This is a genomic window from Arthrobacter sp. ov407 (assembly GCF_900102895.1).
In the GTDB taxonomy this organism is placed as follows: domain Bacteria; phylum Actinomycetota; class Actinomycetes; order Actinomycetales; family Micrococcaceae; genus Arthrobacter.
On sequence record NZ_FNGD01000021.1, the window covers coordinates 1 to 14,898 of the forward strand.

The window sequence follows — 14,898 nt, forward strand, 5'->3', positions numbered from 1 at the left end:
ATCGTTCGACTTGCATGTGTTAAGCACGCCGCCAGCGTTCATCCTGAGCCAGGATCAAACTCTCCGTTGAAGTAAAACAGACACACCATGCGCCCCCGGGAAAACGGGATGCACACAATGCACAAAATTTGAAACCAGCTGTAAAAACCAGACCACACCACGGGGTGGCGCAACCTGGTCAATTCAACCAATTCAATACAATAAATTGGTATCAACAAACTTGGCACACTATTGAGTTCTCAAACAACAGACACACCCGGCACCACCACAACCATTCATTCGGTCGCGGATCGCTCCGGAGCAACTTTTCAAACTTACCCGGCCGCTTCACCCTAGTCAAATCGGCGATCCAAACTCAGTCTTGCCATAGGCTTCTGGGTCTTGGTGGCCGATCAACTCCGGGGAGCAGCGCGGAAATAAACTCTACCACCACTTGGCCCGGCTGACAAAGCCGCCTGGAAGACGGTGCAGAAAAGCCCGGAATCACGGGGATTCCGGGCCTCTCAGGGGTGCTCCTCGGCGTCGCCCGCCCGGTACCCGGGCGGTGCACCTAACCCCGGTGCGCCTAAATCGGGTGCGCCTAACCCAGCGGCGTGAAGTACGCCGCCCCGAGCGGAGGCAAGGTCACGACGAGCGTGGCCGGCTGCCCGTCGACGCCGTTCTTCGTCGCAGTCAGGGTGCCGGTGTTCTCCACCCCGGAGCCGCCATAGCTGGAGGCGTCGGTGTTGAGCACTTCCTGCCATTCGCCGGCCGCCGGGACGCCCAGGAGGTAGTCCGTGTGCGGGCCGCCGGAGAAGTTCACGGCGACGACCAGCGGGTTGCCGTCCGCATCGCGGCGGATGAACGTCAGCACGTTGCGGTCCGAGTCTCCCCCGTTGATCCACTGGAAACCTTCGGGCTGGTTGTCCTGCTGGTACAGGGCCGGCGTGGAACGGTACAGCTCGTTGAGGTCCTTGGTCAGGAGCTGCATGCCGTTGTGTGCCGGGATGTCCGCGAGATACCAGTCCAGGCCGTACTGCTCCGACCACTCCGCTTCCTGGCCGAATTCTGTGCCCATGAAGATCAGCTGCTTGCCCGGGTGGGCCCACTGATAGCCCAGGAATGCGCGCAGGTTTGCGAGCTGCTGCCAACGGTCGCCGGGCATCTTGCGCAGCATGGAGCCCTTGCCGTGCACTACTTCATCGTGGCTGATCGGCAGGAGGAAGTTTTCCGTAAAGGCATAGACCATCGAGAACGTGATTGTGCCGTGGTGCCACCGGCGGTTGTACGGGTCCTCGGCCATGTACTTGAGCGAGTCATGCATCCAGCCCATGTTCCACTTGAGGCCGAAGCCAAGGCCGCCGCCGCTTGTCGGTGCCGTGACGCCCGGGAAAGCGGTGGATTCCTCGGCAATCATGACCGCGCCAGGATGAGTCTTGTAGACCGTGGCGTTGACCTCCTGAAGGAAGGAGATCGCTTCAAGGTTTTCGCGGCCGCCATAGCGATTGGGCTGCCATTGCCCCTCTTCGCGCGAGTAGTCGAGGTACAGCATGGACGCGACGGCGTCCACGCGCAGCCCGTCGATGTGGAACTCATCGAGCCAGTACAGCGCGTTGGCCACCAGGAAGTTGCGCACCTCCGTGCGGCCGAAGTCGAAGATCAGCGTTCCCCAGTCCGGGTGCTCGCCCAGGTTCGGATCGGCGTGCTCATACAGGGGTTCGCCGTCGAACCGGGCCAGGGCCCACTCGTCCTTGGGGAAGTGTGCCGGGACCCAGTCCAGGAGGACGCCGATGCCGGCCTGGTGCAGTTCGTCGACGAGGTGGCGGAATTCGTCCGGGTGCCCGAAGCGCGAGGTCGGCGCGAAGTAGGAGGTGACCTGGTAGCCCCAGGAGCCGCCGAAGGGGTGCTCGGCCACAGGCATGAACTCCACGTGGGTGAAGCCGAGCCATTTGACGTATTCCACGAGTTCCTTGGCCAGTTCGTGGTAACCCAGCCCCACCCGCCAGGAGCCGAGGTGGACCTCGTAGACGCTCATGGGCGAGTTGTGCGGATCGCGGCCGGCGCGGGCCTGCATCCACTCGGCATCTTTGAAGACGTAGGAGGGCTCAACTACCCGGGATGCCGTCAGCGGGGGGACCTCGGTGCCGAAGGCCAGCGGGTCCGCCTTTTCCACCCAGTATCCGTGCCGGGTCCGCAATTCAAACTTGTAGCACGCCCCTGCTACAACCCCCGGGATGAAGACTTCCCACACACCCGTGGATCCGAGGGAGCGCATGGAGTGTTCGCGGCCGTCCCATCCGTTGAAATCACCCTTGACGCGCACTGCCTGGGCGTTCGGGGCCCAGACCGCGAAGGACACGCCGTCGACGTCGCCCAGCGAGGACTTGTAGTGCTGGACATGCGCGCCCAGGACATCCCAGAGGCGCTCGTGCCGGCCCTCGCCGATCAGGTGCAGGTCCACTTCGCCGACGGTCGGCAGGTAGCGGTAGGGGTCGTCCATGACCTGCGGTTCGTGGTCCTTGTAGGTCACTTCGAGCCGGTAGTCCGGCACGTGGCCGCGCTCGACCGGTTCCATCACGGCCACCCACACGCCGTCCGCTTCGTGCGCCATGGGCGTCGTGCCTGCCGACGTCACGACAGAAACCGCTTCCGCCAGGTGCTTGACCGTGCGGATCGTGACGTGGCCGTGGTCATCAAGGTGGGCACCGAGGACCGAGTGGGGCGCGTGGTGTTCGCCTGTCGCGACCCTCGCCAGGGTTTCACCGTCCACGGGCAGTGGTGCGCCGGGCCGATCGATACGTGCTGAACCTGTCATTTTTATACCTTCCGCTGCGGTTTCGGCGGCGACGCCGGAACCTGTACTGCCGAGGAGACGACGCGATGCATTCACCGGAATGGAGAGCCAGTCCGGCCTGTTCCTTAGTTCGTAGATGACTTCGTAGAGGGCTTTGTCGAGCCACAATGCCACAAAGAGCGGCGAGTCGCGGTCGATGCTGCCGGGGATTACTTCGGCGTAGCCGGCCAGGAAGGCCTCAGCGCAGTCGTCCACCCAGGTCCCGGGCACCACGGCGCCGGGATTTTCGCGGACGGCGGCGCCGGCGGCGTAGTCGAAGGACCGCAGCATGCCCACGACGTCGCGAAGTGGGACGTCGGGGAAGTTGCGTTCGGAGATGGGGCGCAGAGGCTCACCCTCGAAGTCGAGGATGGCCCAGCGCGGTGCCATCGCGGCCTCTCCCGGAACCTGCAGGATCTGCCCGAGGTGGAGGTCCCCGTGGATACGCTGGAGCGGCCCGGCGCTAGTGCCAGCGAGTCGGTCGAGGAGGCCGTTCAGCCCTTCTTCGTACGGCCCAACAGTGTTGGACGCCTGGGCCCAGGACTGGCGGACGCGCTGGGCTACGCCGGGAGCGATGTCCTGCCCCGGCGCGGATTCTGCGGCTGTGCCCAGTGCCTCGGCGAGCCTCCGGTGCACGGTGGCTGTCGCCGCGCCCAGCGCGTGGGCCTCGGCAGTGAACCCGATCCCCCGGCTGGCCGCGTCCACGGCGAGCCGCCAGGCATCGAGTCCGCCGGCGAGGAATTCGTGCGCAACAGCGAGCTCGCCGCGGGCAGGACGGGTGGCCTCGGACGGTTCCGCGGCCAGTGCAGCCGCCGGAGCCTCCCACTCGCCGGTTACCCAGCCAAGGGTTGCCGGGACCTCCTCGGTGCGCCCTGCCGTCAGCGCCGCCCCGATTTCAACCTCGGGGTTCTGGCCTTCCGACAGCACACGGAAGAACTTCACGATGGCCGCCGAGCCGCCGTCGTCGATTATCACCGAACTGTTCGATTGCTCGCCGGCGAGCACTTTGACCTTGCCCGTTGCGAACGGCAGGCGGTAGCCGGAGTCCACCAGGTGGCCGGTGGCGTTCCCCGACGGCGCACTCCCTCCGTGGCGCATGAGCTCGAGCCAGGCGGCGACGAAGGAGGCGTCGTGGACGCCGTCGTAGACCCACTGGTGGGCGGCATCGGCGCGCGTGCCGGGAAGTTCGCCGATCAGCGCGCGCTCTGCCCCCGGCAGGGGTTCTGGCCGAAAACTAAGGGGCACCTGGACGATGTCGGTCCGGCTGCCACCGGGGCTGGGATAGGACACCGCAACTAACAACACCTCGAATGCTGCCGCGCCGGGGGCACCCTCGCCCGTGGCTGTCCCCAGGCGCAGGCCGCCCGCCGGCTCGAAGGTGAACTCGGCAGTCTTGACGGGGAACCAGCGCTGGCGCGGCAGCCAGGCGCCAAGCAGTCCGCTCAAGGCCGGGGCAAGGATCGGTCGAGTCATCTCAACCCTCGATGGACAGGATGGGCATCGCCTGCGTGAACGGGGATGCCGGGTTGGAGGCGGCGGAACGGATCCGCAACCAGAAGAAATCGTGACTGCCCAGGGTCAGCGTCAGCGCTCCGTCCTCGCCGATGGCCGGGAACGCCTGGCCACCGAAGACGTCCCGGAGGCCCCTGCCGGCGTAGCTAGGCACGCGCAGCGTGGTCGCCACTGGGTGCTGGGAGAGGTTGAAGGCACACAGGATGGTCTCGGCGTCCGCGCCGGCAGCGTTGCCTTCCGGGAGTTCACGCAGGTACGCGAGGACGACGTCGTGGTCGGCCTCAACGTGCTTGAATCCGCCCAGCCCGAAGGCGGGGTGGTTCTTGCGGACGCTCAGGATCTGCCGGGTCCAGCGCAGTAGTGACCCGGAATGGGCGGCCTCGGCCTCCACGTTCGACATGCTGTAGTTGTAGACCAGCGACTGGATCACTGGCAGGTACAGCTTGCCGGGGTCGGCATGGGAGAACCCGGCGTTGCGGTCCGGGTTCCATTGCATCGGGGTGCGGACGGCGTCGCGGTCCTCGAGCCAGATGTTGTCCCCCATGCCGATCTCGTCCCCGTAGTAGAGGAACGGGCTGCCCGGCAGGGACAGCAGCAGGGCGTTGATGAGCTCGATCTCGGAGCGGGAGTTGTCCAGCAGCGGGGCCAGCCGGCGTCGGATGCCGATGTTGGCGCGCATGCGCGGATCCGGTGCGTACCAGCCGAGCATTGCGGCGCGCTCGTCGGAGGTGACCATTTCCAGCGTCAGTTCGTCGTGGTTGCGCAGGAACGTGCCCCACTGGGCGCCTTCGGGGATGTCCGGAGTGTCCTTCATCGTCTCGATGATGGGGGCCGCCTTCTGGTCACGCAGCGCGTAGTAGAGGCGCGGCATGATCGGGAAGTGGAACGCCATGTGGCACTCCGGTTCCTCTTCGGTGCCGAAGTACTCCACCACCTCGGCGGGCGGCTGGTTGGCCTCGGCAATGATTACGCGGCCCGGGTAGCTTTCATCGACCATCCGGCGCAACTGGCGCAGGAATTCGTGGGTCTGGGGCAGGTTCTCGCAGTTGGTGCCCTCCTCCTCGAACAGGTACGGAATGGCGTCGGCCCGGAAGCCGTCGATGCCCTGGTCCAGCCAGAACCGCACGACGTCGAAGAGCGCGTCAATGACTTTGGGGTTCTCGAAGTTGAGGTCTGGCTGGTGGCTGAAGAACCGGTGCCAGAAGAACTGCCGGCGGATGGGGTCGAAGGTCCAGTTGGATTCTTCCGTGTCCACGAAGATGATGCGGGCGTCTTGGTACTTCTCGTCAGTATCGCTCCAGACGTAGAAGTCGCCGAAGGGACCGTCTGGGTCCTTGCGCGATTCCTGGAACCACGGGTGCTGGTCTGAGGTGTGGTTCAGCGGAAGGTCGATGATCACCCGGACGCCCCGGGCGTGCGCCTCCGCCACGAGCCGTTTGAAGTCGCTGATGGTGCCGAACTCGTCCAGCACGGAGTTGTAGTCCGAGATGTCGTAGCCGCCGTCGCGCAGCGGTGACTGGAAGAACGGCGGGAGCCAGAGGCAGTCCACCCCCAGCCACTGCAGGTAGTCCAGTTTGTCGATCAGGCCGTGGAAATCGCCCGAGCCGTCCCCGTTGCCGTCGGCGAAGCCCCTGACGAGCACCTCATAGAAGACCGCCTTGCGGTACCAGAGGGGATCGTGTTGGAGCCCTGGAGCGTTCAGTTCAAAGCTCCCCCTCGGGCTGAAGTGCTGGCTGGGGTTCTGCGGGCTGAAACTCACTGGCACTACCTCCGGATGCTAAGAATGTGAACGGGCTCGACGTGCGGGTCCAGACGGACGTAGTTGTACTCCCCCCATTCCCAACTCTCGCCGGTCAGCAGGTCATCAACCATGAAACGGCCGTTGTGCGTGAAGTTCTCCGGGTCCAGTTCCAGCGCCGGCAGGTCCAGGGTTACGGTGCTCTCCCGGGTGCCGTGCGGGTCCACGTTGACGACGACGATCAGGGTGTCCTTGGTCCCGTCCGGGAGGGTCTTGTGCTTGGAGTACACCACGGTTGAGGTGTCCGAGCTCTGATGCACCGTCAGGTTCTGCAGATCCCCCAAGGCCGGGTGTGCGCGGCGGATCGCGTTGAGCCGGGTCAGGTACGGGGCCAGGGTGCGCCCGGATTCGGCCGCCGCGTCCCAGTCGCGGGCCTTGTACTCAAACTTCTCGTTGTCGATGTACTCCTCGGCGCCGGGACGGGCCACGTGTTCGTAAAGCTCAAAGCCGGCGTACACGCCCCAGATGGGGCTGGCCGTCGCGGCCAGGGCGGCACGGATCTTGAAGGCCGCCGGGCCGCCGAACTGCAGGTATTCGGTGAGGATGTCCGGGGTGTTGACGAAGAAGTTCGGCCGGAAGTAGGCCGGCGATTCGTGGCTGACCTCCTGGAAGTACTCCTCAAGTTCTTCCTTGGTGTTCCGCCAGGTGAAGTACGTATAGGACTGCTGGAAGCCGGCCCGGCCAAGGGCGTGCATCATGGCCGGGCGGGTGAATGCCTCGGCCAGGAAGACGACGTCGGGGTGCTTCTTATTGACCTTGCCGATGAGCCATTCCCAGAACCACACGGGTTTGGTGTGGGGATTATCCACACGGAAGACCTTGACGCCGTGGCTGACCCAGAGCATCACGATCCGGAGAATTTCGTTGGACAGCCCGGCGGGGTCGTTGTCGAAATTCAGCGGGAAAATGTCCTGGTATTTCTTCGGCGGATTCTCCGCGTAGGCAATAGTGCCATCGACGCGCGTGGTGAACCATTCCGGATTGCTTTGCACCCACGGGTGGTCCGGCGCGGCCTGCAGGGCCAGGTCCAAGGCCACTTCCAGTCCCAGTTCGCCGGCCCGCGCCACGAAGGCGTCGAAGTCCTCGAAGGTGCCCAGGTCCGGGTGGATGGCGTCGTGGCCGCCCTCCTGGGACCCGATGGCCCACGGCGAGCCGGGATCGTGCGGCCCGGCGATCAGGGTGTTGTTCGGACCCTTGCGGTGCTGGACACCGATCGGGTGGATCGGCGGCATATAGATGATGTCAAAACCCATGGCGGCGACGGCGTCGAGGCGCTGTGCGGCGGTGCGGAAGTTACCGGAGGTCCATTCCCCCGTCTCGTGGTTGCGCACGGCACCCTCGGAGCGCGGAAAGAATTCGTACCAGGCGCCGGCCCCGGCCAGCGTCCGCTCCACCAGCAGCGGGTAGGGCTCGGAAACTGTCACAAATTCACGGATGGGCTGGCGTTCGACGACGGCAGCGACGTCGGCGCCGAAGCCCGCGGCGAGGCGCTCCTCGGGGGTCCGGGAAGTATCGGAGAGCACGACAACGGCCATCCGCAGCGTTCTGCGGTCACCGGAGGGGCGCGAGGCGTCCTCTGAGGCCTCCGCCAGCAGTGCGGCACCTTCGGCCAGCATGAGTTCGACGTCGATGCCGGCCTCCACCTTGACCTCGGCGTTGTGGTGCCAGGTGCCGTAGCGGTCGTGCCAGGTCTCGATGACGAAGGACCAGTTGCCGGTGGCGGGCGGGGTCAGGAGGCCTTCCCAGCGGTCCGTGCCCATCCCACGCGGTCCGCGCGGCGGGGCGAGACGGACCCGCTGCCGCTCTTTGCCGCGGGGGTCGAGCAGGACGGCGCTGACGCCGAGCTGATCGTGTCCCTCCCGGAACGCGGTGGCTCCCACGACAATGGTTTGGCCCTCGACGGCTTTGGCAGGGAACTTTCCGCCGTCCACCGAAGGCTGCACGGCGGTGATCGGAAAGCGGCCAAATCGAAGGCCATCCGTGATCAGGGCCTTGGGCTTTTGCTTGGACACGGCGCTGGTTCGCGAGTTATTCGTCACAGCCTCGACGTTATCTACAAAACGGCCAGAATGCTAAGGCCACGAACGTTTTGGGGTGTTTCCGGTTCTGGCCGGACCGATATCCGTCATTTACAGGAAAGAATCTGAATGCGGTTCCGGGGCACCGACTTGTCCGTTAGTGTTTCGCTGGTGAAGGCAATCCGCAGATTTACTGTCCGAACCGTTCTCCCGGAGTCGATCCGGCCGCTGGCCCGGCTCGCCACCAATCTCCGGTGGTCCTGGCATCGGCCCACCCGGGACCTTTTTGAGGGGCTCAACCCCGGAATTTGGGCGGAGAGCGCCCACGATCCCGTGACTTTCCTGGGCCTGGTAAGCCGGGAAGAGTTGCAGCGCCTCGCGGCGGACCAGGACGTGGTGCAGCGTGTCCATGCCGCGGCCGACGACCTCGACCGGTACCTGGATCAGCCGCGCTGGTACCAGAGCCTGGGCGACGGCGCACCGGCGTGCATCGCCTACTTCTCGCCCGAATTCGGCATCACCGAGGTCCTGCCCCAGTACTCCGGCGGCCTTGGCATCCTGGCCGGAGACCACCTGAAAGCGGCCTCGGACCTTGGCGTGCCGCTGATCGGCGTCGGCCTCCTGTACCAGGCCGGCTACTTCAAGCAGTCGCTCTCCCGGGACGCCTGGCAGCAGGAAACGTACCCGGTCCTCGACCCGGACGGGCTGCCCCTGACGCTCCTGCGCGAGGCCGCCCCGGACGGCAACGGCAAACCGATCCAGATCTCCCTTCCCCTCCCCAACGGCCGGCGCCTGCTGGCGCACGTCTGGCGGGCCGACGTCGGACGCGTTCCGTTGCTGCTCCTGGATTCCAACGTCCCGGGCAATGACGAAGCCGCCCGCGGCATCACGGACCGCCTGTACGGCGGCGGCGGTGACCACCGGTTGCAGCAGGAACTCCTGCTGGGCATGGGCGGGGTCAAGGCGCTGCGCGAGTTCCAGCGGCTCACGGGCGTCCCCGCGCCGGAGGTCTTCCACACCAACGAGGGCCACGCCGGGTTCCTTGGCGTCGAGCGGATCCAGGAATTGATGTCCGGCACGGAGCCGCTGAGCTGGGAGGAAGCCCTCGCCGCCGGGCGGGCGTCCACGGTGTTCACCACGCACACGCCGGTCCCGGCGGGGATCGACCGTTTCGAGATCTCCCAGATCCAGCACTTCTTCGAAGCCGGCCTCGCCCCGGACGTCCCGGTGGCAAGGATCCTGGACCTGGGCCGTGAGGACTTCGCCGACGGCAACCCGTTCGTCTTCAACATGGCGGTCATGGGACTGCGGCTGGCCCAGCGGGCCAACGGCGTGGCCAAACTGCACGGTGTCGTCTCCCGCGGAATGTTCGCCGCCCTCTGGCCGGGCTTCGACCACTCCGAAATCCCCATCACCTCCGTCACTAACGGCGTGCACGTCCCCACCTGGGTGGACCCCCGGATCTCCGCGTTGGCGCGGGACCATTTCGGTGCCGAGGCGGAGGCGGAGGGCCGCTGGGACCTGGCCTACAACGTCACCGACGAGGATCTCTGGGCGTTGCGGCGCGAGATGCGGGTCTCCTTGGTGGACGACGTCCGACGCCGGCTCCGGGCCGCCTGGAAGAAGCGTGGCGCGGCCGACGCCGAGCTGGCGTGGACGGACTCCGTCCTGGACCCGGACATCCTGACCATTGGCTTTGCCCGGCGCGTGCCGACCTACAAGCGGCTGACCCTGATGCTGCGCGACCCCGAGCGGCTCAAGGCGCTGCTGCTGCATAAGACGCACCCCATCCAACTGGTCATCGCCGGGAAGTCGCACCCGGCCGACGACGCCGGCAAGAAGATGATCCAGGACCTGGTCCGGTTCACCGACGACCCCGCCGTGCGGCACCGGATCGCGTTCCTGCCCAACTACGACATCGCCATGGCCCGGACGCTGTTCCCCGGCTGCGATGTGTGGCTGAACAACCCGCTGCGCCCGCTGGAGGCGTGCGGAACGTCCGGCATGAAGGCTGCCCTGAACGGTTCGCTGAACCTCTCGGTCATGGACGGCTGGTGGGACGAGATGTACGACGGCGAGAACGGCTGGGCGATCCCGACCGCAAACAACGACGCCTCCGCGGAAGAACGGGACGACATCGAGGCGGCGGCACTGTACGAGCTGCTCGAGACGCAGGTGGCACCGCGGTTCTACGGGCTGACCGTGTCCGACGCGGCCGGAGCCGCCGGACCGTCCCAGCCAGGCCCGCAGAAGGTTCCCACGCACTGGGTCTCCATGATCAAGCACACCATGTCCCACCTTGGCCCGGCGGTCTCAGCGGAACGGATGCTCCGGGATTACGTCAACGTGCTGTACCGGCCCGCCGCGATCGCAGGACGCCACGCCGTGGCAGATAACTACGCCCAGGCCAAGACCCTGGCGGCGTGGAGCTCACGGATCCGGGCCGCGTGGCCGCACATCCAGGTGGAACACGTCGACTCGGTGGGGGTCTCCGAGGACCCGCAGATCGGCGACCTGCTGCAGGTCAATGCGTATGTGGCCCTGCGTGAGCTCTCACCGGACGACGTCTATGTTGAAGTGGCCTACGGCCGGGCCGAGGACACCGACGAGCTGACTGACATCACGGTCGCGGAACTGAAGGCCGCCGAAGACCTCGGCAAGGGACGGCACCTCTTTAGCGGCACGCTGGTGATCGACCGTTCGGGGTCCTTCGGCTACACCGTGCGTGTGCTCCCCAAGCACGAGGCGCTGGCGTCCAAGGCCGAACTTGGCCTGATCGTCAACGCCTGACCGTCAGCGGCTGGTCGTCAGCGACTGGCGTCGCCTAGAGGCAGACAGCGATGACGTCCAGGCTGTTACCGGCGTAGCCTTCGGCGTCCTGCAGCGTTTCGCAGATGACGGCGAAGGAGCGGTCCGCGCGGAGGGCGGCGGGCACCTGCCAGATGAAGGTCACGGGGGCCTCGCCGTCGTCCGTCACGGCATCCGCGACATCGTGCAGCGAATCGTGCAGGGCATCCAGGTCCGTGCCATAGTCCTCAGGGGAATCCAGGAGCTCGCCGAAGGTGTCCAGGACCGCCTGCTTGGTGTCGGCGGCGGGGACCACAAAGGCGCGGCGGCCGGCGTCGTCGATTTGCGCCGTGAGTTCTTCGATGGTCCAGGTGTCAGCCGAGTAGATTTTCATGGGGTCCTTAGTCTCGAAATAATTAGGTGCGGTAGATATTGATCGTGTTGGCCTGAACGAGGTCCCGTTCACCGGAGGCAACGCGGGCGCCCTGACGCCGGTCATGGAGTTCGGAGGTGGTCACGCGGAGCTCGAAGAGCCGGTGCCCGGTGCCGTCCTCGTTGCTCAGCTGAGGCAAGGTGACCTTGACGTCGTCGGCGCCGCCGTTGACCACCACGAGGCCGTCCACGTGCCCGTCGTCGGACCCGTGCAGGAGCTGGATCACGCGGTGGCCGGGGTCATGCCACGAGTCGGTTGACATGGGCTTGCCGTCCACATCGAACCAGTGGAAGTAGGACTGGTTGTCACGGGCCGGGTAATCATGCGGCTGGCCGGCCAGGAACTCCTTGCGCAGCCGGATGACACGCTTGGTGGTGCGCAGCATCGCGTGGGATTCCGTGGTGCTGGTCCAGTCGATCCAGGTGATCGCATTGTCCTGGCAGTAGGCGTTGTTGTTGCCCTGCTGGGTCCGGCCGATCTCGTCCCCGGCGGTGATCATGGGTACGCCCTGGGAAATCATCAGGCAGGCCATCAGGTTCCGCCTGCTTTGGGAGCGCCGGGCGAGGATGTCGCTGTCTTCGGTAGGGCCCTCGAAGCCGTGGTTGTAGCTGCGGTTGTCGCCGTGGCCGTCCCGGTTCTGCTCGCCGTTGGCCTCGTTGTGCTTGCGGTCGTAGGCCGTCAGATCGGCCAGGGTGAAGCCATCGTGGGCCGTTATCAAATTCAGCGAGGCAAGCCGGGTCCGGCCGGAGGACTCGAACAGCCGGGCGGAGCCAGAGAGAGCGTCCGCGAGGCGCGCCACCGGCCCGCCGCTGCCGCCGCCGTCGATCGCAGCGCGGTCAGCAAGCCAGAAGCTGCGGACGGCGTCGCGGAAATGGTCGTTCCAGTCCACCCATCCGGCCGGAAACCTGCCGGTCTGCCAGCCGCCGTAGCCCACGTCCCAGGGTTCGGAAATCAACTTGACGCCGGACAGGACAGGATCGGCGCCCACCGCGACGAGGAAGGGGTGCCGGGGATCGAATTCGTTGGCGCTGTTGCGGCACAGCGTGACGGCAAGGTCGAAGCGGAAGCCGTCGATGTGGAACTCGCTCACCCAGTAGCGCAGGGAATCCAGCACCAGCTGCACCACGCGGGGTTCGCCGAAGTTGAGGCTGTTGCCGCAGCCCGTGGTGTCCACGTACTTGCCGTGGCCGTCGTTGCGGTAGTACTGCATCTCGCCCAGGCCGCGGAAGCTCAGGGTGGGACCGTCCGTGCCACCCTCGGCGGTGTGGTTGTACACGACGTCGAGGATGACCTCGAGCCCGGCGGCATGCAGCAGCTTGACCATGCCCTTGAACTCGTCCTGGACCGCGTGGGCGCCGGCGGCTTGGGCGGCCTCCGTGGCGTAGCCGGGGTGCGGGGCGAAGAAGGCGGCCGTGTTGTAGCCCCAGTAGTTCGTCAGCCCGAGCTGCTGCAGGTGCGGCTCGTCCACGTGGAAATGGACGGGCAGTAGCTGGATCGCCGTGACACCCAGCGAGATCAGGTGCTCGATCATGGCCGGATGGGCCATCCCGGCGTACGTGCCCTGCAGTTCCGCCGGAATATCCGGGTGCAGCTTCGTCTGGCCCCGGACGTGGGCCTCATAGACGATCGTGTTGCGCCACGGGACGCGTGGGCTGCGGTCCAGCCCCCAGTCAAAGTCGTTGCCGACCCGGACGCTGGTGATCAGCCCCTCACGTTCGTCGACGGCCCGGCCGTAGGGGTCCATCAACAACGGCTGCTCGCCGAAAGCATCAAAATCCGTGGCGGGCATGGACAGCGGGAGGGCCTCATGTTCCGGGGAGGCCCGGAAGCCGTAGCGCGAACCGGCGGGAATGCCCTCCACAATGCCGTGGTGCACGCCATCGGTGTAGTTGGGCAGGGTCTTTACCTGCCAGGTACCCCCGGGCGCCTGATACGCGATCTCCAGGGTGGTCACCCCGGGCGCGTAGACAGCCACGTTGGCGCACTCACCCCGGGGATCGTCCACTGCCGGTGACTCGGTGTGCGGAATGCTGATCCCCAGCGGAAACGCCCGCGAGGCGTCTACGGTGGAAGCTGTATCTATGTAAGACATAACCATTGCTTAAAGCTTAGCCGGGCCGGACAAATGGCCCCCGTTTCATTTTCCTGACGTTTTGCAGTGTACGGACCGCCGCACTGCATACTGTAATGAAGCGCCGAGTTGGAGGTAATTGTGCGCGTTGCATTAGCCCAAATCATCACCGGCCGCGATCTGTCCGCCAACCTGGCCCTCGTGGACGCCTACGCGCGCCAGGCCAAGGCCGGCGGCGCGGACCTGGTGGTGTTCCCGGAAGCGACCATGCGCGCCTTCGGCAATTCGCTCCTGGATATCGCCGAGCCGCTGGACGGCCCGTGGGCATCACGCGTGCGCGCCCTCGCCGCGGAGCTCGGTATCGTGATCATCGCGGGGATGTTCACCCCGGGCACCGCCGGCAACGGCGCCAAGGTACGCAACACCCTGCTGGTCACCGGTCCCGGCCTCGAAGCCAGTTACGACAAAATCCACCTGTTCGATGCCTTCGGTTTCGCCGAGTCGGACACGGTTGACGCCGGCACACACCCGGTCACCTTCGAGCTCGACGGCGTGACGTTCGGCCTCGCCACCTGCTACGACGTCCGCTTTCCGGACCTGTTCACGGAGAACGCGGATCGCGGCGCCGACGTCAACATTGTGTGCGCCTCCTGGGGCTCGGGCCCCGGCAAGGCCGACCAGTGGAAGCTCCTGGCCCGGGCCCGCGCCCTGGACTCCACCACCCTGGTCCTTGCCTGCGGCCAAGGCGACCCCGCCAGCGTGGGTCACCCGGTCAAGGGTTCCGCCCCCACCGGCGTCGGGCACTCCGTGGTGGTCTCCCCCATGGGCGACATCCTGGAAGAGCTCGACGGCGCCCCCGGCCTGCTGTTCGCCGACCTCGACACGGCCGCCGTCAAGGAAGCCCGCACCAAACTCCCAGTGCTAGCCAACCGCCACAAGTTCTAGCCACCTGATCTTCTAGACCAAGGCTTCCCGTTGTGGTCAAGCCGTTTCTGGTCACCACACGCGGACACCGGCGCCCTGCCGTCGCTTAGCGGCCGGCCCCTTCCTCCCGACGCTTTCTCCGGCCGCGGGCGGCCACATCCGGCTCTGGTCGGCGATGCGCTCCTTTGCAGGACCCCGCCGCCCGCTCGAATTAAGCCCACCCCGCGTCGAGGTACTTCGGTATCACCACGACTTCCGCGGCGTATTCAGCCTGACGACCCGCAAACACCCTGGCGCTAGGGGTATTCGGGTCGCGCAAAGACATCTGCGCGTCGCCGGAGGAATTGCGCGTCGTGCGTCGGGGTACTTCCGAGAAACATCTGGACTAGGGGTGCCCCGACTCAGAGTATTAAAGGAAAACGCTCCCCCACGAGATGTGAGAGAGCGTTTGCCATCCATCCGAAAAAGGTGAGCGAGGCTCATCGCCGGAGCCGGAGTTTTGCTAAGGAGCGCATCGCCGACCGGAACCGAGAAGGCCGCTAG

At 66.0% G+C, this 14,898-nt stretch carries 7 protein-coding genes and 1 rRNA gene; 2 read left to right on the forward strand and 6 right to left on the reverse strand.

The genetic code is table 11. The features are described 5' to 3' along the window. The 4 genes from BLS42_RS19375 to BLS42_RS19390 all read right to left on the reverse strand — a co-directional run. A 16S ribosomal RNA gene (locus tag BLS42_RS19375) occupies positions 1–70 on the reverse strand; the annotation flags it as partial. 510 nt (positions 71–580) lie between these two features. Further along, entirely contained in the window at positions 581–4,285 is a 3,705-nt protein-coding gene (locus tag BLS42_RS19380) for a 1,4-alpha-glucan branching enzyme (protein WP_090583981.1), read from the reverse strand. A 1-nt stretch (position 4,286) separates the two neighbouring features. Continuing rightward, positions 4,287–6,083, reverse strand: coding sequence for a maltose alpha-D-glucosyltransferase (treS, locus tag BLS42_RS19385; protein ID WP_090583982.1), 1,797 nt, complete (start codon positions 6,081–6,083; stop codon positions 4,287–4,289). 5 nt (positions 6,084–6,088) lie between these two features. Next, complete coding sequence (locus BLS42_RS19390) at positions 6,089–8,161, reverse strand: alpha-1,4-glucan--maltose-1-phosphate maltosyltransferase (protein WP_305367292.1); 2,073 nt, start codon at positions 8,159–8,161, stop codon at positions 6,089–6,091. Positions 8,162–8,311: 150 nt separating this feature from the next. On the opposite strand from BLS42_RS19390, the gene glgP reads away from it, so the two are divergent. After that, on the forward strand, positions 8,312–10,930 hold the full coding sequence (gene glgP, locus BLS42_RS19395) for an alpha-glucan family phosphorylase (RefSeq protein WP_176803569.1): 2,619 nt from the start codon (positions 8,312–8,314) through the stop codon (positions 10,928–10,930). Positions 10,931–10,964: 34 nt separating this feature from the next. On the opposite strand, the gene BLS42_RS19400 is transcribed toward glgP, so the two are convergent. Beyond that, positions 10,965–11,321 carry a barstar family protein gene (locus tag BLS42_RS19400; protein ID WP_090583985.1) on the reverse strand — a complete coding sequence of 119 codons (357 nt, stop codon included), beginning with the start codon at positions 11,319–11,321 and terminating at the stop codon, positions 10,965–10,967. Between the two features lie 22 nt (positions 11,322–11,343). Next, the gene (gene glgX, locus BLS42_RS19405; protein WP_090583986.1) at positions 11,344–13,458 is read right to left on the reverse strand and encodes a glycogen debranching protein GlgX; all 2,115 of its coding nucleotides are present in this window, start codon (positions 13,456–13,458) and stop codon (positions 11,344–11,346) included. A 114-nt stretch (positions 13,459–13,572) separates the two neighbouring features. Between glgX and BLS42_RS19410 the strand changes: the two genes are divergently transcribed. Next, positions 13,573–14,376 (forward strand): carbon-nitrogen hydrolase family protein, encoded by an 804-nt coding sequence (locus tag BLS42_RS19410; RefSeq protein ID WP_090584015.1) that lies wholly within the window; start codon positions 13,573–13,575, stop codon positions 14,374–14,376. The last annotated feature ends 522 nt before the right edge of the window (positions 14,377–14,898 follow it).

Bases quoted from the DNA above. Each gene is read 5' to 3' on its own strand.
- BLS42_RS19400 (WP_090583985.1), bottom strand. From the start codon at position 11,321: ATGAAAATCTACTCGGCTGACACCTGGACCATCGAAGAACTCACGGCG.
- BLS42_RS19380 (WP_090583981.1), bottom strand. From the start codon at position 4,285: ATGACTCGACCGATCCTTGCCCCGGCCTTGAGCGGACTGCTTGGCGCC.
- glgX (WP_090583986.1), bottom strand. From the start codon at position 13,458: ATGGTTATGTCTTACATAGATACAGCTTCCACCGTAGACGCCTCGCGG.